The sequence below is a fragment of the Tardiphaga sp. 862_B3_N4_1 genome, assembly GCF_051811085.1.
Taxonomy (GTDB): Bacteria; Pseudomonadota; Alphaproteobacteria; order Rhizobiales; family Xanthobacteraceae; genus Tardiphaga; species Tardiphaga robiniae.
On record NZ_JBPWQB010000001.1, the window covers coordinates 232,305 to 248,762 of the forward strand.

The 16,458-nt window shown below is 61.6% G+C and carries 19 protein-coding genes; 9 read left to right on the forward strand and 10 right to left on the reverse strand.

Translation table 11 applies throughout. The features are described 5' to 3' along the window. Positions 1 to 4: 4 nt before the first annotated feature. The 3 genes from AB8B02_RS01070 to AB8B02_RS01080 form a co-directional block, all read right to left on the reverse strand. The gene (locus AB8B02_RS01070) at positions 5 to 1,315 is read right to left on the reverse strand and encodes a TRAP transporter large permease (RefSeq protein WP_089265454.1); all 1,311 of its coding nucleotides are present in this window, start codon (positions 1,313 to 1,315) and stop codon (positions 5 to 7) included. 5 nt (positions 1,316 to 1,320) lie between these two features. Continuing rightward, on the reverse strand, positions 1,321 to 1,815 hold the full coding sequence (locus AB8B02_RS01075; protein WP_439064565.1) for a TRAP transporter small permease: 495 nt from the start codon (positions 1,813 to 1,815) through the stop codon (positions 1,321 to 1,323). A gap of 265 nt (positions 1,816 to 2,080) precedes the next feature. Beyond that, positions 2,081 to 3,103, reverse strand: coding sequence for a TRAP transporter substrate-binding protein (locus AB8B02_RS01080; RefSeq protein WP_439062880.1), 1,023 nt, complete (start codon positions 3,101 to 3,103; stop codon positions 2,081 to 2,083). A 206-nt stretch (positions 3,104 to 3,309) separates the two neighbouring features. Here AB8B02_RS01080 and pobA point away from each other — a divergent pair, with 206 nt between their 5' ends. Beyond that, entirely contained in the window at positions 3,310 to 4,482 is a 1,173-nt protein-coding gene (gene pobA, locus AB8B02_RS01085) for a 4-hydroxybenzoate 3-monooxygenase (protein ID WP_231079691.1), read from the forward strand. 115 nt (positions 4,483 to 4,597) lie between these two features. Then, positions 4,598 to 5,017, forward strand: coding sequence for a PaaI family thioesterase (locus tag AB8B02_RS01090; RefSeq protein ID WP_439062881.1), 420 nt, complete (start codon positions 4,598 to 4,600; stop codon positions 5,015 to 5,017). A 6-nt stretch (positions 5,018 to 5,023) separates the two neighbouring features. Here AB8B02_RS01090 and AB8B02_RS01095 read toward each other — a convergent pair whose 3' ends face one another. After that, the gene (locus AB8B02_RS01095; RefSeq protein ID WP_439062882.1) at positions 5,024 to 5,923 is read right to left on the reverse strand and encodes a LysR family transcriptional regulator; all 900 of its coding nucleotides are present in this window, start codon (positions 5,921 to 5,923) and stop codon (positions 5,024 to 5,026) included. Between the two features lie 123 nt (positions 5,924 to 6,046). Here AB8B02_RS01095 and AB8B02_RS01100 point away from each other — a divergent pair, with 123 nt between their 5' ends. Continuing rightward, a complete protein-coding gene (locus AB8B02_RS01100) occupies positions 6,047 to 6,673 on the forward strand; it encodes a pyridoxamine 5'-phosphate oxidase family protein (protein ID WP_089265460.1) in 627 nt (208 codons plus the stop codon). Positions 6,674 to 6,686: 13 nt separating this feature from the next. Here the strand turns inward: AB8B02_RS01100 and AB8B02_RS01105 are convergent, their stop codons facing one another. Then, on the reverse strand, positions 6,687 to 7,412 hold the full coding sequence (locus AB8B02_RS01105) for a glutathione S-transferase family protein (protein ID WP_089265461.1): 726 nt from the start codon (positions 7,410 to 7,412) through the stop codon (positions 6,687 to 6,689). A gap of 58 nt (positions 7,413 to 7,470) precedes the next feature. After that, positions 7,471 to 7,674, reverse strand: a complete 204-nt coding sequence (locus tag AB8B02_RS01110; protein WP_089265462.1) for a hypothetical protein — start codon at positions 7,672 to 7,674, stop codon at positions 7,471 to 7,473. 104 nt (positions 7,675 to 7,778) lie between these two features. On the opposite strand from AB8B02_RS01110, the gene AB8B02_RS01115 reads away from it, so the two are divergent. Both AB8B02_RS01115 and AB8B02_RS01120 read left to right on the forward strand, forming a co-directional pair. Next, positions 7,779 to 8,477, forward strand: coding sequence for a helix-turn-helix transcriptional regulator (locus AB8B02_RS01115; RefSeq protein ID WP_089265463.1), 699 nt, complete (start codon positions 7,779 to 7,781; stop codon positions 8,475 to 8,477). Positions 8,478 to 8,537: 60 nt separating this feature from the next. After that, positions 8,538 to 8,867 (forward strand): YkgJ family cysteine cluster protein, encoded by a 330-nt coding sequence (locus AB8B02_RS01120; protein ID WP_089265464.1) that lies wholly within the window; start codon positions 8,538 to 8,540, stop codon positions 8,865 to 8,867. An 11-nt stretch (positions 8,868 to 8,878) separates the two neighbouring features. Here AB8B02_RS01120 and AB8B02_RS01125 read toward each other — a convergent pair whose 3' ends face one another. The 4 genes from AB8B02_RS01125 to AB8B02_RS01140 form a co-directional block, all read right to left on the reverse strand. Continuing rightward, positions 8,879 to 9,295 (reverse strand): hypothetical protein, encoded by a 417-nt coding sequence (locus AB8B02_RS01125; RefSeq protein WP_089265465.1) that lies wholly within the window; start codon positions 9,293 to 9,295, stop codon positions 8,879 to 8,881. Between the two features lie 156 nt (positions 9,296 to 9,451). Beyond that, positions 9,452 to 9,856, reverse strand: a complete 405-nt coding sequence (locus tag AB8B02_RS01130; RefSeq protein ID WP_068735395.1) for a DUF3307 domain-containing protein — start codon at positions 9,854 to 9,856, stop codon at positions 9,452 to 9,454. A gap of 170 nt (positions 9,857 to 10,026) precedes the next feature. Next, positions 10,027 to 10,872, reverse strand: a complete 846-nt coding sequence (locus AB8B02_RS01135) for a DUF6537 domain-containing protein (protein WP_089265466.1) — start codon at positions 10,870 to 10,872, stop codon at positions 10,027 to 10,029. Positions 10,873 to 10,887: 15 nt separating this feature from the next. After that, positions 10,888 to 11,547, reverse strand: a complete 660-nt coding sequence (locus AB8B02_RS01140) for a Crp/Fnr family transcriptional regulator (protein WP_089265467.1) — start codon at positions 11,545 to 11,547, stop codon at positions 10,888 to 10,890. Between the two features lie 200 nt (positions 11,548 to 11,747). Here AB8B02_RS01140 and AB8B02_RS01145 point away from each other — a divergent pair, with 200 nt between their 5' ends. The 4 genes from AB8B02_RS01145 (at position 11,748) to AB8B02_RS01160 (ending at position 16,028) form a co-directional block, all read left to right on the forward strand. Continuing rightward, positions 11,748 to 12,554: an enoyl-CoA hydratase/isomerase family protein gene (locus AB8B02_RS01145; RefSeq protein WP_089265728.1), complete on the forward strand. Its 807-nt coding sequence runs from the start codon at positions 11,748 to 11,750 to the stop codon at positions 12,552 to 12,554. A 221-nt stretch (positions 12,555 to 12,775) separates the two neighbouring features. Beyond that, entirely contained in the window at positions 12,776 to 14,014 is a 1,239-nt protein-coding gene (locus AB8B02_RS01150; protein WP_439062883.1) for an FAD-binding protein, read from the forward strand. A gap of 12 nt (positions 14,015 to 14,026) precedes the next feature. Next, positions 14,027 to 15,340, forward strand: coding sequence for a glycolate oxidase subunit GlcF (gene glcF, locus AB8B02_RS01155; RefSeq protein ID WP_120288544.1), 1,314 nt, complete (start codon positions 14,027 to 14,029; stop codon positions 15,338 to 15,340). Positions 15,341 to 15,440: 100 nt separating this feature from the next. Next, positions 15,441 to 16,028 carry a hypothetical protein gene (locus AB8B02_RS01160; protein WP_120288545.1) on the forward strand — a complete coding sequence of 196 codons (588 nt, stop codon included), beginning with the start codon at positions 15,441 to 15,443 and terminating at the stop codon, positions 16,026 to 16,028. Positions 16,029 to 16,458: the final 430 nt, after the last annotated feature.

A 16,458-nucleotide genomic window follows, 5' to 3' on the forward strand; every position in this document is an offset into this window, starting at 1 on the left:
AACATCACCCGATCATCCGCATCGGCAGCCAGGTGGCAATCAGCGGGAACAGGATCAGCAGCACGAGACGGATCAGGTCGGTAACCACGAATGGCAGCACGCCTTTGAATATCGTCGACATGCTGACGTCCTTGATCACACTCTTGATGACGAACACGTTCATGCCGACCGGCGGATGAATCAGGCCGAGCTCGACGGTCATGACGATGACGATGCCGAACCAGATCGGATCGAAACCAAGCGCCATGATCACCGGAAACACGATCGGCACGGTGAGGATCACCATGGCCATGGCATCCATCAGGCAGCCCAGCACCAGATACATCAGGAGGATCAGCGCCAGCACGCCGTAGGGGCCGATGCCGAGGCCGGTGAGGAACTCGGTGACGTGCTGCGGGGTCTGGGTAATGGTGAGAAAATAGCCAAAGCACAGCGCACCGATGAGCACGGTGAACACGGCGGCCGCGGTCCGCGTCGCTTGCAGTAGTGACTGCAGGATACCGTCCTTGTTCAGCTTGCCGCGCAACACGCCGATGATGAAGGCGCCGACCGCGCCGACCGCACCGGCTTCGGTCGGGATGAAGAAGCCGCCATAAAGGCCGCCAATCACGAAGACGAACAGCAACAATGGCGACCAGACATCGCGGATCGCCGCGGCGCGCTCGCGCCACGAGGCTTTCGGGCCAGCCGGCAAGAAGCCCGGCTTGACCACGCCGATGATCGCAATGGTTATCATGTGCATGACGATAGCGAGCAGGCCCGGCACGATGCCGGCGATGAACAGCTTGCCTATGTCTTGCTGGGTAATAATGCCGTAAACTGCCAATACCGTGGACGGCGGCAGCATCGCGCCGAGCGTGCCGCCCACGGCGATGACGCCTGTGGCGAAGCTCTGCGGATAATTGAAACGGCGCATTTCCGGATAGGCAACGGCGGAGAATGTCGCAGCCGTCGCCACCGACGAGCCGGAGATCGCAGCGAAGCCGCCGCAGGCGGCGATAGTCGCGATGCCCAGCCCACCTTTCCAGTGGCCAACAAAGGTGTTGGCCGCGCGAAACAGTTCACGGCTGATACCCGACACCGAGACGAAGGCGCCCATCAGGAGGAACATCGGGATCACGCCAAAGGAATAGTCCGTCACCGTCCGCATGGTAGTCTGGCCGACCAGTTTCAGCGCTGGCGCAAAACCAGTGAGATAGCCGAAGCCCGTGATGCCCACGAGCCCCATTGCCATACCCACCGGCACGCGCAACAGCATCAACACGAACAGGCTGACAAAGCCGATGACGGCAACCGCTTCGTTACTGAGATCCATGCGATTTACTCTGCCGTCTTGATTTCGGGTTCATGCATCTCTTCCGGATGGAAGATCAGCCTGTAAGTGCGGATCGCGATCAACAGCACCGCCGAAACGTCGCCGATCCATGACAGCAGGAAGAACGGCCAGACCGGCAGTTGCAGATCCATGGTGACGATGTGGCTCGAATAAGTGTCCACCACCTTGTCGAACAGCGTGTAGGTCTGCACGGTCACGACGAACAGCAGCACCAAGGTTGCGAACACGTCGATCCAGCGCTGATACTTTGGCGTAGCATTGGCCCAGACCAGATCGACGGTGATGTGCGCGCCGCGATAGGACGTCGCTGCGATGCCCCAGAAGATCAGCACGCCAAGCATGAACTGGCCGATATTGTAATAATCGGGGATCGTGACTGCGAAGAATTTGCGCATGAACACCGCGATGAAGGTATTCAGCGCGACGATACCGACGAAGAACGCGGCAATCCACTCGATGGAATCGATAAAGCGATCCATCACGTTCTTGCGGGGCGGCTCCGGCGGAATGCCGAGGGCGCTGGATTGGGAGATTTCGGACGTGGCGGTCATCGTCGATGTCACAATGCTCAAGAGGAGAAGCCAGCCTCCGCCCTCTCGATCGTCATGCCCGGGCAGCGCGAAGCGAACTTCACTAGATGACTCGGGCATTCATCTTCTGGGTGGCGAAGGAAAGTGGATGGCCGGGTCAAGCCCGGCCATGACGTGGTGAGAGGTCCATGCGATCAACGGACTCGGCGGAAAGCTACAGCCCCGCGTCGTGCTTCTTCAGCATCGCCTTGAGGTCGGCGTCGATGGCATCGGCATCGCCGCCGGCCTTCTTCACGGCCGCAGCCCAGGCGGCGTTGAGCGGTTGAACGCCCTTCTTCCACTCGGCGAGCTGCTCGGGCGCCAGCTTGTAGACTTCGTGATCCGGCAGCGCCTTCATCTTGGTGCGGCCATTGGCTTCGAAGTCGACCCAGGGATCGGTGACCTTGGAGGCCCATTCCGGTGTGCAGTGATCGTCGATGATCTTCTTCTGCGCTGCGGACATGGAATTATACTTGGCGAGGTTGATGTTGTAGGTGAACACCGTCGAATAGAGCGGCACGTCGATGTGATACTTCACCACCTTGTCGATACCGAACAGGAAGATCGAGCCCCACGGGAACGCGATCTCGTCAGCAACGCCGCGCTCGATCGCATCGCGCGATTCCGGCGCCGAGGCCTGCACATTGGTTCCGCCGAACAGCTTGACCATTTCGCCGATGGTGCTCTGCGCCGGGCGGACCTTCACGCCGTTGAGGTCTGACGGCACTACGATCTTCTTCTTGCCGTGGATCGATCCGGGATCGTGGATGAAAGCGAAGCACAGCTTCGTGTCCTTCATCTCGGTCTTGGCGTATTTCTGATACCACTCGTTGAGCGCGAGGGTGCCCTTCTTGCCGTCCGAGAACACGAAGGGCAGCTGGCCCGCGGCCACGATGGGGAAACGGCCGGGCTGATAGCCGGGATTCACATAGGTGATATCGGCGATACCATCGCGCGCCATGTCGTAATGGTCGAACGCCTTGCCGAGCTGTTCGGAGGGGAATACCGACATCTTGATGCTGCCGCCCGAGGCCTTCTCGATATCGGCCGCCCAGGCCTGTGTGGCCGGCACCAGCGGATGCGCCGGCGGCACCCACAGCGATACTTTCATATTGACGGTTTTGTCTTGCGCCTGCGCCGGGCTCATTGCAGTCGTCAGACAGCCAGCCGCCAGCAATGCAAAGATTGCCCTTTTCATCGACGTCTCTCCCTCTACGCCCGTTTGGACGTGTTCTCACGAACCTGTTCACCGGACCTTGAATGGCCCTTTGCGAATATTGTTATATGTTATAATCATCCTTGCAAGCGGTGCGATAGCACGCGTTGCGGAGCCAGTGTCGCGACCCCGCTTGACTTGTCAACTCAGTCGGACGACAGAGCCTATATCAACCGCGGGAGCAAGCGTTGCGAACAAAAGTTGCCATCATTGGAGCTGGTCCGGCTGGAATGTTGCTAGGGCAACTATTGCATGCCTATGGGATCGATAACGTCATTCTGGAGCGCAAGGATCGGGACTATGTCCTCGCCCGCATCCGCGCCGGCGTGCTCGAACAGGGCACCGTTGGCCTGCTGGAAAAGCTGGGGATTACCGAGCGCCTGCATCACGAAGGCCTGATCCATGACGGGATCGAACTTCTATTCGGCGGAATTCGCCACCGCCTCGACCTGAAGAAGGCATCCGGCGGTAAGGTCGTTACCGTCTACGGCCAGACCGAAGTCACCCGCGACCTGATGGACGCCCGCGACAAGGCCGGGCTGACCACGGTCTATGACGCCGACAATGTCTCGCTGCACGATTTCGACGGCACAAGCCCCCGCGTCCGCTACGTCAAGGACGGCGTAAGCCACGAGATCGCCTGCGATTTCATTGCCGGCTGTGATGGGTTCCACGGCGTCTCGCGCCAGAGCGTTCCGGCGTCCGCCATGCAGACTTTCGAGCGCGTCTATCCGTTCGGCTGGCTCGGCCTGCTCTCGGATACGCCGCCAGTGTCGCATGAGCTGATCTACGCCAATCACGAACGCGGCTTCGCGCTGTGCTCGATGCGCTCGATGACGCGCAGCCGATATTACGTCCAGTGCTCCCTCGACGAAAAAGTCGAGAGCTGGACCGACGACATGTTCTGGGACGAGTTGCGCCGTCGCCTCGACACGGAGGCCGCCGAAAGCCTCATCACCGGCCCATCGCTGGAGAAGAGTATCGCGCCGCTGCGTAGTTTTGTCGCGGAACCGATGCGCTTCGGAAGGCTCTTTTTGGCCGGCGACGCCGCCCACATCGTGCCGCCGACCGGCGCCAAGGGGCTCAACCTCGCGGCCTCCGACGTCCATTACCTGTCGATGGCGCTACGCGAATTCTACGATGAGAAATCCTCGAGCGGCCTCGACTTCTATTCGGCCATCGCGCTGAAGCGCGTGTGGAAAGCGGTGCGTTTCTCGTGGTGGATGACCTCGATGATGCATCGCTTCCCCGACAATGACGGTTTCGGCACCAAGCTGCAGCAGGCCGAGCTGGATTATGTCGTACATTCGGATGTCGCGACAGCGTCGCTGGCGGAAAATTATGTGGGACTGCCGTATTAGGATCGTAGGCGCCGCGTTGTTTTGAACGGCCGGAAAAGGTTGTTTGAAACTTTGTTGGCCTGTCCTTTGCGCGTGCTTTCGCTTCTATGGCGCAAACAATCCAGATGGATGTGCCATGACCGACACCGCTACCCCCCACGGCTTCGCGCCACACTATCGCAAGAGCCCCCTCACCACGCCGTGGGAACCGATCTATTCAAAGGTGACGGAGACCAATGTCATCCTCGGCCTCCGCATTGCTGAAGCGCATACCAATTCACGCCGCATGGCGCATGGCGGGCTGATCACGGCGCTGGCCGACAATGCGATGGGCCTAAGTTGCGGGCATGTACTCGGCGGCGGCACACGGTTGGTGACTATTAATCTGTCCGCCGATTTTCTCGGTTCCGCGCAGATCGGGCAATGGCTGCAGATCGAGACTGAGGTCATCAAGACCGGCAAGCGTCTCTGCTTTGCGCAGGCACTAATCACGGCAGACGGCGAGCCGTGCGCCCGGGCCAACGGCACGTTCAGCGTCGCGCCACCAAAAACGTAGCGATGGCTATCGCTTGCTGAAATCCCACTGGCAGGTTTCGGCGGCGAGGTCGATGAAGACGCGCACTTTAGCCGATAGCAACCGCGACGTCGGATAGACGATGTGGATCGGCACCACCGGCGGCTCGAACTTCGTCAGCACGCGCTTCAGCCGTCCCGCCTCCAGCCCCTCCGCAGCCTGATAGGCCAGCACGCGAGTCAGGCCGCCACCGTGCTCGGCGTGCCAGATGGCGGCATCGGCGACATCGGTGGTGAAGCGCGGCGTATGCGTGATGCGAACATCCCGGCCATCACGCACGAAGCGCCATTCCGGCGCTGACGCGATCGAACCGAACTGGATCGTGTCGTGCTTTGCGATATCCTCCGGTGCCGTCGGCTGGCCGCGCTGCGCCAGATAATCCGGCGACGCCACCACGATGCGCGACATGGTGCCGAGGTTGCGCGCCACGAGGCTGGAATCGGCGAGATCGCCGATCCGCACCGCGACATCGATGCCGTCCTCGACCAGGCCGACCATGCGATCGGTCAGCCGCAATTCACCCGAGACATCGGGATAGCGCTGCAGATAGGCCGAGATCAGCGGCGTCACATGCAGCCGCCCGAAGCCGACTGGCGCCGAGACGACCAGACGCCCGGTCGGCCGCGCCCGTTCGGCCTGCGCGGAGCACTCGGCTTCCTCGATATCCGCGAGAATCTGGCGCGCTCGTTCCAAATAGCGCACGCCGACATCGGTCAGCATCACCGAGCGCGTGGTCCGCTGCAGCAGGCGGGCGCCAAGGCGCTCCTCCAGCGCCGCCACCATGCGGGTGACCGCCGACGCGGAGAGTCCGAGCTTGCGGGCCGCAGGCGCAAACCCCTGCAGGTCCGCCACGGCGACGAAGACGGTCATGGCTTCGATGCGATCCATCGAACCATTTCATATCCAGCAATAATGAAGTGTCAATTCCGATGATTGTTCTTGTGCGAGGAAATAGCCAACTTGGGGCGGCGGGAACGCATCCCGTCCCAAGCTCCAATCAGGGAGTAAGTCATGTCAGACATCCACACCTCTTCCAGCGACATTGCCTTCACGCCGACCGTCAAGGCGATCCAGACGCGCAAGGGGTCGCGTTCCAGCTATGCGCATGTCGAGGAAAACGGCGGCTGGCGCACCGAGATCGACGACAATCTCGCAGCGTTTCTCGCCGAGGCGAACAGCTTCTTTCTGGCTACCGCCAGCGCTGACGGTCAGCCTTATATGCAACATCGCGGCGGGCCGAAGGGCTTCGTGAAGATCCTCGACAAGCAGACGCTGGCCTTTGCGGACTATAGCGGCAATCGGCAATACATCACCCAGGGCAATCTCGCCGAGAATCCCAAGGCCAACATCTTCATCATGGATTATGCACATCGCCGACGCGTCAAGCTCTGGGGCACCGCGCGGGTGGTCGAGGACGATCCGGCGCTGCTGGCGTCGCTAATGCCGCAAGGTTATCGTGCCAAGCCGGAACAAGTGATCCTGTTCACGATCGCCGCGTGGGACACCAATTGCCCGCAACATATCCCGCAGAAGTTCGATGCCGCCGATGTTGCAGCAGTACTGGCAGCGCGCGATGCGCGAATTGCGGAGTTGGAAGCAGAACTGGCGACGCTGAAGGGGGCAGCGTCGCCGCATTGAAGGCGACACAGCCTCAGGCAGCGACGCTGCACTGCCAGACGTGTTCGGGATAATACTCTGCCATCATCCGATCCACGTAGGTGACGAGGTTGCCATAGCGGTGCAACTGACGCTGCAGGGGCGACGGAAACAACGGCGACAGGATCCCGGCCAGAACGCCGAATGCGGTCGCATCGACACCGGCCGGGCGGTTGCTCATCAAGTGAGACTTCCCGGCCAGCAGGACCGACAGAGCCATCAGCGAACGATCCGCGAGTTGCAGCGCCTCATCGGCAGGATGCCGGCCGAGGCCATTCGCCAGATGGTTCTGAATGACGGATTTGCGCGCGGATGCACGAATCTCGTCGCGCTGCCCTTCGGGAATGCCGTCGAAGAAATGCGACGGTCCCTTGGCGAAATTATCGGCATCGACCCAGCGCACGCCGACCAGCGACCAGTAGAGGTGATGCTCGATCATCCGCTCGATCGCCCAGGCCTGAGCGCGCTGGGCGAGATCGAGACCCCTATCGAAATCGACGTCATATTTGCGTTCGATATAGGCGCGGATAAAGGTGGAGTCGGCAATGCACTCAGCGCCGTCATCGATATAGGGCATCTGCCCTTTCGGCGAATCCTGCGGCCGTGCCGGTTGCTTCTCATAGGGCAAGCCGGCCATCTTGAGCTGGACTTCCGTCTTGGTAACGAAAGGGCTGATTTCCGGCAGGCCAAAGCCTGCACCTGCGCCGTGAAGGACGATCATGTGGTTTCTCCAAGTGATAGGGACAAGAGACTAGGCAGTCGCTGCTGCCACCGTGGTGTCAGCAGCCGTCACGCCGGGTCGCGCCGGCGACCCAGACACGCGTCTGGACCGCCGCGGTGGAAACCATGCGCCAGCCGAGCCCGATCAGGGCCCAGCGGAGGTCGCCCGACAGGACGAGAATGGCGCGTTCCAGCAGCCATGCCCGGATGCGCCAGAGCCGGTCATCATGCGAAAATGCCTCGAGGCTATCGAAAGCGGTCATTGCAGAATCCTTCGTTCGTTTGAACCTGGGTCCTGTATGACTGCCCCCTGCTGCCAACATGCTGTCAGCATCGACAGCGGACCAACACGGACAGAGAGACGACGATGAGACGCGCAGACCGCCTGTTTCAGATCATTCAGGTACTCCGGCGCACGCGGAAGCCGCTAACGGCGGACGCCATTGCCGCCGAACTGGAAACGTCCAAGCGGACGATCTATCGCGACATCGCGACGCTGATGGCACAGCGCGTCCCGATCCGCGGCGAAGCCGGCATGGGCTATATCCTCGAACGCGGCTTCGACATGCCGCCGCTCATGCTGACGCCCGACGAGATCGAAGCCGCCGTGCTCGGCGCACAATGGGTGATGGGGCACGCCGATCCGGCATTGGCCAAGGCGGCACAGGATCTCATCGCGAAGATCGCGGACACCGTGCCCGAGCGCTTGCGCCCCTTCGTGCTGGAACCCGCGAGCCGCGCGCGGCCGCATTTCCGCGGCACCGCCGACAGCATGGATATGGTGCAGATGCGGGCGCATATTCATGCGGGCAAGAAGGTCCGGCTGCTTTACCGCGACGAAGCCGGTCGCGACAGCGAGCGCATCGTCTGGCCGATCGCGGTGGGCTACCTGGAAGCCGTGCGGCTGCTGGCGGCTTGGTGCGAGCTTCGCAAGGATTTCCGCAGTTTTCGAACCGACCGAGCGATCGAGGCACATTTCCTCGATGAGAAGTATCCGGAACGGCGCGAGACGCTGCGCAGCAAATGGCGCAAGACGCTGAGCTGGGAGCGGCCACAGGATACCTGAAACAGCCAAGCCTGCATCTGCACGGCTGGTGAAACCCGCCCGATCGCGATAAACCGCGGCATGACAAGCAATGCCACCACGATCAGCGACGCCAGCCCATGCCAGGCCTGTGGTGCGTGCTGTTCGTATTCCAGCAACTGGCCGCGCTTCACCATCGAGGACGATGCCGATCTCGATCTGATCCCGGCCAAATATGTCAACGACCGTGAATCGGGAATGCGCTGCGACGGAGACCGCTGCAGCGCATTGACCGGAAAGGTTGGAGAGGCAACAGCCTGCGGGATTTATGCTGTGAGGCCGGACGTGTGCCGGACCTGCATGCCCGGCGATCCCGAATGCGCCATGGCGCGACGCCGGCACGGGCTGCCAATTCTGGCAGCCGCAGAGTAGTTGATGTCAGCTCACGCCGTGACGGTGTAAGCGAGTTCCTTGTCATCCAGCTCGTCGTCGAGATCATCATCCATCGGCGCCAGCGTCGAGAGCGGCTTGGTCGACAGCGTGATGGCCTTGCGGTTGTGATAGGCCGACACCGAAGGACGCGCCACAGCGGTGTCGTGCGACAGCGCGTAGAGCGTGGAACCAACGCGGCCACCGAATTCGATCAGTTCGCGCTCGCTGCAGCTCGATGCGATCGAGATCGCCAGAGCGTGGAGATGACTGCGGCGATAGCAAAACAAGGCCAGCATCGCACGGACATCGGATGAAACGCTGGCCACGAGATGGGGCAGGCCATTTTCATTTGCACGATACATTGCACCGAGCAGATCTTCCTCGACGGGGCAAAAATCGTTCTCAAAAGCTTGACGGCTGGACCGCATGGGGTTTCTCCTCGTTAATGAGGATGCGGTTGAATTTCCTAACGCAGGGTTAACCAACAGCCTTAATGGCCGCGTGCGACTCTTGAGTAACAGTTTGAAATGTGGCAGCCGTGCCCTGCTACCGCCACATTGGAACTCGATGCGTTCAAACGCGCATCAGCTGTTGGCGACGATGAAGATGGCCAGGAAGAAGTCGGTCAGGTGATGAAGCGCCTGATCGATGCCGATCAGCCACCAGAACCAGCGATGGCCCTGCGTCACACCGAAATGCGATACGCAGATGCCCTTGAGCCGATCGATGGTGATGTGGATCGCGAAGTCGACCAGTCCCAGGAACCAGAGCTTGGGTTGTACAACGGCAATGAACAGCGTTGTCAGCACGCCATGGATCGCGCAATGCGCCAGCAGCGGCAGCGCCCATCCGGTCCGTTGATCCTTGCCTATCGCCATCCAGGCGTTTTGCAGCAGGAAATCAGCGATCACGTGCTTGACGGTGAGGACGAGCATCCACCCGACGAGCCCGCCCAGAGCAATCGACGACGACATTGCAGGAAACAACAAGCTGACGTCCCTCTCACCGGTCACGACAGGCTGGCCCGCTTAGCCGGCCCGATCACTCGCCCTATTTATGACACTCCGAAACCGGGAATGCACGCCGCGGAACCGAAAACCCACCGCTTCCTGCAGAGCCAGCCTGGACGGGAAAACACTGCGCACGCTCCACTTTCTCGCTAGTTCAGGACGGCATGCGCCCGGAGTTCGCCGATCGCCTTGCGTAATTGGTCACCCTTCGGGTCGCGCGGCACCGCACGTGCACGCGTGATCGCATCCGCCAGGTCGGTGATAACCAGCGTCCCATCGAAAGCCGGCTTGGCTAGTCCGTCGATGATCTGATGCCAGGCGGCCATGCCCTGCCGATAGCCCGTGCCGTAACCTTCGATCATGGTTGCCGTCTGCACGATGGCCATTGCCGCGTCCGGCTGCCTGGTCAGTGCCCGATCAATCATGTGCAGCCAGCGTTCGACCCAGACGCGCTCGGTTTCATAACGCGTCGACAACAGGCGCCAACGTCGCAGCCAGGATTCGAACTCAAGGCGCTTGATGCCCCAGATGCTCGCCTTGCTGAAACGGATCGGCACCGTGCGATGCGCACAATAGATGCGCTCGAGCGCCCACATCAGGGGATCGCCGACGATCTCCGGCAATGCCGACACCAACTCGTCGAGGCGAAAACGCCGCCTGTCGACGACGGGCGGCCGGCCGGGCATCACGGGCTCCTGCAGCTTGAGCTGCGCGATGCGGATCGGATCGTGATAGCTCATGCGCATCGTGAGCAGCCGCGCAATCTCGCTAAACAGTTCGTCGCTGACGTTGCGCCGTCCGACAAAGCGACGCAGCCGGTCGCTGTAGAGCTGCGCGTAGACTGCGCTCTGATAGTTGATCAACAGGGCCACGCCATCTTCCGCCACAGGACGCACCGCAGCCGGCAGCCCCACCGGCAAAACCGGCGCTGCAGGTTCGCTCCTGTTCGCCAGCTCGGCGAGCGTGGAGCGGATGACGTTGATGAAACCTGCCACGGGACGTCCTGATGCTTATGCGTGCTGCGGCGCCATGGGCAATGCGGGCGCGTCCTGCTTCATCAGACGCGCTTCCAGCTTGTCGATATTCTCGAACAATCGCGCGCTGGCGAGACGCAGGAAGAAGAAACCGAATTCCGGATTCTGCACGTAGAGCTCTTCGACCTGGCTGTAGCTGACGCTGAGCACCATGCCGGGCTCGATACATTCCAGCGTCTGGGTGCGTTCGTTCAAGGGCGACAGCATGCCGAGTTCACCGACAATGGCGCCGACCGGCAATTCGATCCCGGATTCGACGAGACGATAACGGCCACTGACGATGTAGAACATGTCTTCGGCCTTCTCGTCCTTGTAAAACAACACCTCACCGGCCTTACAGGGACGCTTGGTCATGAACGGCTTCAGCCATTCCATCGACAGGTCCGAGTTCACCGACTTTTTCACATCCTGGACCAATTGCAGCATCTGGCGCAGGCGGTAGATGTTGAGCGGCAGCAGTACCGCATGCAATGCCATGGTCGGATAGTTGTGGGTCGGGATCGAGATCGCGATTAGCAGGACATTGGCCATGATGCCAAACACCCGCAGCGGAATCATCGTCCGCATCGTGGCGGTCGCGACCACGAAGATCGTGGCGGCGGCGCTGCCAAAGTGATGGAGATAGGACATATCCATGGGAGCAAACCGGGTTTCCAGGAACGGCCGCACCGTCCTCCGCGACTATGAAGCGCGAATGACCGGGCCTTTGCAGCCGCAATATAGCCCATCTGGTTAAAATAGCCCGTGTTGCGACCCGCAAAAATCACGGAGTCGTGCGCAGATTGACGCGATCCGCCGGTGCGGGCACCGTCGCTCGCATCCCAAAGGAGAACAACATGTCGGAAACGACGGAAACCGCATCTGACCAGTCCTCGCCCCCCATTCTGACCATCGACGGCCCCCGCGCCACCATCCGCCTGAACCGCCCCCAGAAGCTGAACCGGCTGTCCCAGCTCGACCTGGACACCTTGGTACAGCTGTTCGATCGCGTAGAGGCGAATCGCGCCGTCCGGGTGCTAGTGCTCACCGGCACCGGCCGCGCTTTCAGCGCCGGCTTCGATCTCAATGCGATCTCCGAACGGGCTGCCAGCGCGCCCAAGCCCGTGGCCGAAGGTTCGTCCGGATCGGCCTTTGAGGCCGTGGCAAACCGGCTGGAGGACCTGACGCTCCCGACGATCTGCCGGCTCAATGGCGGCGTCTATGGCGGCTCCACCGACATGGCACTGGCCTGTGACTTCCGAATCGGCGTCGACACCTGCGAGATGTTCATGCCGGCCGCCCGGCTCGGCCTTCATTATTACAAAGGCGGTATCAAACGCTATGTGAGCCGGCTCGGGGTCGACAACGCCAAGCGATTGTTTCTCACCGCGCAGAAGCTGGAAGCCAGCGAACTGCTGCGGATCGGCTACCTCACCGCCATGGTGCCGGCCGAGGCGCTGGACGAGGAAGTCGACAAGCTCGCCATGGTTCTGGCCGGCAACGCCCCGATCGCCATGCGCGGCATGAAGCAGGCGATCAACGAATTCGCCCGCGGTGAACTGGATGAGGCTGCCGCCGATCAGCGCGCGCGGGACAGCATGCGCGGCAATGAGATCAAGGAAGGGACGAAGGCGTTCGCGGAGAAACGGGCGCCGAGGTTTTAGGCTTCACTCGTCATTCCGGGGCGCGCGAGCTCTTGCTCGCGTGAACCCGGAATCTTGCGGTGATAGAGCATATCGAGATTCCGGGGCGCGGGGGGGGGGGGGGGCCCCCCCCCCCCCCCCCCCCCCCCCCCCCACCCCAATCTCCGGAGCGTGTGGCTACCCCCCTCCCTAACCCTCCCCCGCAAGGGGGGAGGGAATCTACAGCGTGTAGGGCATCTATCGTGGACATTTTGAAAGTACGCGACGCTCAGGACGTCGAGCAGGCGGTGCGCGAGGCAATTGCAAGCGAGCAGCCGCTGGAGATCATCGGTCATGGCAGCAAGCGCATGATCGGCCAGCCCGTTGCGACCAATGCGGTGCTCGATCTGTCGGCGCTGAATGCGGTGACGTCCTATGAGCCGAACGAATTGATCCTCACCGTGCAGGCCGGCGCGCCGATGGCCGACGTGCTGTCGCTGATCGATTCCAAGAATCAGCAGTTTTCGTTCGAGCCGATGAACACGTCACAGCTCCTGGGCACGGCGGATATCGGCACCATCGGCGGCATGATCTCGGCCGGGCTCGCCGGGCCACGGCGCATTCAGGCCGGCGGCGCCCGCGATCATCTGCTCGGCGTGCATGCGGTGTCCGGCTTTGGCGACAGTTACAAGGCTGGCGGCCGCGTGGTGAAGAACGTCACCGGCTACGATGTCTGCAAGCTGCTTGCCGGAGCATGGGGCACGCTGTCCGTGATGACCGAGGTGACCCTCAAGGTCATGCCGCGGGCGGAGAGTGAGCGCACCCTGGTGCTGCGCGGGCTCGATGATATCGCAGCCAACAAGGCAATGACGGCGGCACTGGGCTCGCCCTTCGATGTCTCAGGTGCCGCGCATCTACCCGGCTCGGCGTTGCGCACCACGCACGGGGCGCTTGGCGAGATTGCGGCGCCCGACCAGTCGGTCACGCTGATCCGCCTTGAAGGCATCACCGCGTCCGCGTCGCAGCGCGCGGTGTCACTGAGTACGACGCTGAAGTCATTCGGCGTGGCCGAGATACTTGAAGACACTCAGTCCGCGGCACTGTGGGCAGATGTCCGAGATGTGACGCCATTCGCGGCCAGCGGTCCGCGTGCGATGTGGCCGGTGTGGCGCATCGTGACGCCGCCGGCATCGGGCGGTGCGCTGGGCCAGGCTATCGCCAAGGGCTCGCAAGGCGAGGTCATCTATGACTGGGGCGGTGGGTTGATCTGGGCGGCACTACCGCCATCGGCCGATGCGCAGGCAGCGCAGCTCCGCAAGCTGGTCAATGCAGCCGGTGGCCATGCGACGCTGATCCGCGCGCCGGAAGATGTGCGCCGTGCCATTGATGTGTTTCATCCGCAGCCCAAAGGCATCGCGGCGCTCGGCGAGCGTGTGCGTCACAGTTTCGATCCGAAGACCATTCTCAATCGCGGCCGGATGTCGCGTGGCCTTGGTACTTGAAGGACTTGCGACATGAAAACCGAATTTACCCCGACCCAGCTGGCCGATCCGGATATTGCCGAGGCCGACAAGATCCTGCGCAAATGCGTGCATTGCGGATTCTGCACGGCGACCTGTCCGACCTATGTGCTGCTCGGCGACGAGCTCGATAGTCCGCGCGGCCGCATCTACCTGATCAAGGAGATGCTGGAGAAAGATCAGAAGCCGACGCAGGAGGTGGTCAAGCATGTCGATCGTTGCCTCTCTTGCCTCGCCTGCATGACGACCTGCCCGTCCGGCGTGAACTACATGCATCTGGTCGATCAGGCGCGGGTCAAGATCGAGAAGGACTACACCCGGCCGCTCTCCGAGCGGTTGCTGCGGGACGTGCTGGCCTGGGTGCTGCCGCGTCCCGGTCTGTTTCGCCTGAGCATGTCCATGGCCCGGCTGGCGCGGCCGCTGGCGGCACTGCTGCCCTCGACCAGCAAGCAATCCAACCCGAACCTGCTTAGCCGCGTGAAGGCGATGCTGACGATGGCGCCGAGGCAGTTACCCGCCGCTGGCCCGTCCGGTGGCAGCGTTTTTCCCGCGATCGGCGCTCGCCGTGGCCGGGTCGCACTCCTGCAGGGCTGCGCCCAGCAGGTGCTGGCGCCGCGGATCAACCAGGCCGCCATCAGTCTTTTGACCCGACATGGCGTCGAGGTCGTGCTGGTCCGGGACGAACAGTGCTGCGGTGCGCTGACCCATCATCTCGGCCGCGACGGGGATGCGCTGGCGCGGGCCAGGGCCAATATCGGCGTCTGGCTCGGGGAGGCGGATCGGGGCGGTCTCGACGCCATCCTGGTCACGGCGTCCGGCTGTGGAACCGTCATCAAGGACTATGGCTACATGCTGCGCGAGGACCCGGAGTTCGCCGCGCCGGCCGCCAAGGTCTCTGCGCTGGCGAAGGATATCAGCGAGTATGTCAGCGCCATGGATCTGCCGAAGCCTGACAAACAAAGCGACCTTGTCGTCGCCTATCACTCGGCGTGTTCGCTGCAGCATGGGCAGAAAATCACACAGGCTCCCAAAGAATTGCTTTCCAAGAATGGATTCGTGGTGAAAGATATCCCAGAGAGCCATTTGTGTTGCGGTTCGGCGGGGACGTACAACATTCTCCAGCCTGATATTGCGAGCCGGTTGCGCGATCGAAAGGTCGCCAACATCGCGATGGTCAAGCCGGATATCATCGCTGCCGGCAACATCGGCTGCATGGTTCAGATCGCCGGAGGGACGTCAGTCCCGGTCGTACATACGATTGAGCTACTCGATTGGGCGACAGGCGGTCCCAGGCCAGGATTGAACTGATCTAATTGTGACAACGGCCCCGCGTTAAACTGGCCCCGCGCTGGCGCGGAAGACTTGAAACGCCGGTCCCTTTTGGATCGGCGCCAACAGGAGGACCACGATGGCTAAAGGCAAGAAGTCGAAGAAGGACAAGAAAAAGCAGAAGAAGCTTTTGACGGCGGCGAAACCCGCGAAGAAGTCCTCCAAGAAGTCAGTCAAGAAATCCGCGAAGAAGGCTGTGAAGAAAGCGGCCAAGAAGGCTGCGAAGAAATCAGCCAAGAAGACGGTGAAGAAGGCGGCCAAGAAAGCCACCAAGAAGACTGTCAAGAAAGCCGCGAAGAAGTCTGCCAAGAAGGCGCCGAAGAAAGCTCCCGCCAAGAAGGCAGTGAAGAAGGCGGCGCCGAAGAAGGCCGCCAAGAAAGCAACACCGAAGAAAGCTGCCAAGAAGTCCGTGAAGGTTCCTTCTACGCTGTTGTCGAGCACGGCGCCCGCACCCGCTGTGACAGAAGCTCCAGCGCCGGTTGCGCTGCCGCCGAAGCCGCCGCGCAAGCCGCGCGCTCCCAAGCCGGTCGCACCGGCAATCGCTGAGACACCGAGCTGGGCGACGCCGGAGCCTGATCCGTCACCGGTCGAAGGGCATTCTTCAGGCGAGACGACGGCAATCGAATCTCCTGGCGATACGTCGCCCGATCACGACGAAACCAGATAGTCGAACCGGATTAAGTCCGCGTTCCTGACTCGCCAATAAACTCCGGAAAACCGCAGCGCTCGCCGCTGCGGTTTTTGCTTGGTCTGTCGCGCATGCGTATTTCCACCGATGCCCGGGTGTCCTGAATTTGCAGGCGATTCGAGTGATCGTCGGCCCGGAGGCTCTGACGGGCAGCTGTTAACCGCTCCACGGACGGCAATCCACAATTCCCAGTCAGTGGTAATTCCCCGTGGTGGTATTTTCGGGCTGGAATCCCTCCAAAAACGTTGTGCTTTTGCAACACCGCGCCACAACCTCTCACGGAAACGTCAGAACGCCTATTTAGGCGGCAGTTGCTCGTTTTTTTTCCTTCACCACTCCGGCTTTGCGCCTCAAAGTTGCGTTCAGTCGATGAATTTCGCGGTCTCGCCGTCTTTCGGACACGGAACTG

Excerpts from the sequence above, each read along its gene's own strand:
- AB8B02_RS01125 (WP_089265465.1), bottom strand. The coding sequence starts at position 9,295 with ATGCGGTCCAGCCGTCAAGCTTTTGAGAACGATTTTTGCCCCGTCGAG.
- AB8B02_RS01120 (WP_089265464.1), top strand. The coding sequence starts at position 8,538 with ATGACAAGCAATGCCACCACGATCAGCGACGCCAGCCCATGCCAGGCC.
- AB8B02_RS01145 (WP_089265728.1), top strand. The coding sequence starts at position 11,748 with ATGTCGGAAACGACGGAAACCGCATCTGACCAGTCCTCGCCCCCCATT.
- AB8B02_RS01100 (WP_089265460.1), top strand. The coding sequence starts at position 6,047 with ATGTCAGACATCCACACCTCTTCCAGCGACATTGCCTTCACGCCGACC.
- AB8B02_RS01075 (WP_439064565.1), bottom strand. The coding sequence starts at position 1,815 with ATGGATCGCTTTATCGATTCCATCGAGTGGATTGCCGCGTTCTTCGTC.
- AB8B02_RS01105 (WP_089265461.1), bottom strand. The coding sequence starts at position 7,412 with ATGATCGTCCTTCACGGCGCAGGTGCAGGCTTTGGCCTGCCGGAAATC.
- AB8B02_RS01160 (WP_120288545.1), top strand. The coding sequence starts at position 15,441 with ATGGCTAAAGGCAAGAAGTCGAAGAAGGACAAGAAAAAGCAGAAGAAG.
- AB8B02_RS01115 (WP_089265463.1), top strand. The coding sequence starts at position 7,779 with ATGAGACGCGCAGACCGCCTGTTTCAGATCATTCAGGTACTCCGGCGC.
- AB8B02_RS01070 (WP_089265454.1), bottom strand. The coding sequence starts at position 1,315 with ATGGATCTCAGTAACGAAGCGGTTGCCGTCATCGGCTTTGTCAGCCTG.
- AB8B02_RS01140 (WP_089265467.1), bottom strand. The coding sequence starts at position 11,547 with ATGGATATGTCCTATCTCCATCACTTTGGCAGCGCCGCCGCCACGATC.
- glcF (WP_120288544.1), top strand. The coding sequence starts at position 14,027 with ATGAAAACCGAATTTACCCCGACCCAGCTGGCCGATCCGGATATTGCC.
- AB8B02_RS01080 (WP_439062880.1), bottom strand. The coding sequence starts at position 3,103 with ATGAAAAGGGCAATCTTTGCATTGCTGGCGGCTGGCTGTCTGACGACT.
- AB8B02_RS01110 (WP_089265462.1), bottom strand. The coding sequence starts at position 7,674 with ATGACCGCTTTCGATAGCCTCGAGGCATTTTCGCATGATGACCGGCTC.
- AB8B02_RS01095 (WP_439062882.1), bottom strand. The coding sequence starts at position 5,923 with ATGGATCGCATCGAAGCCATGACCGTCTTCGTCGCCGTGGCGGACCTG.
- AB8B02_RS01090 (WP_439062881.1), top strand. The coding sequence starts at position 4,598 with ATGACCGACACCGCTACCCCCCACGGCTTCGCGCCACACTATCGCAAG.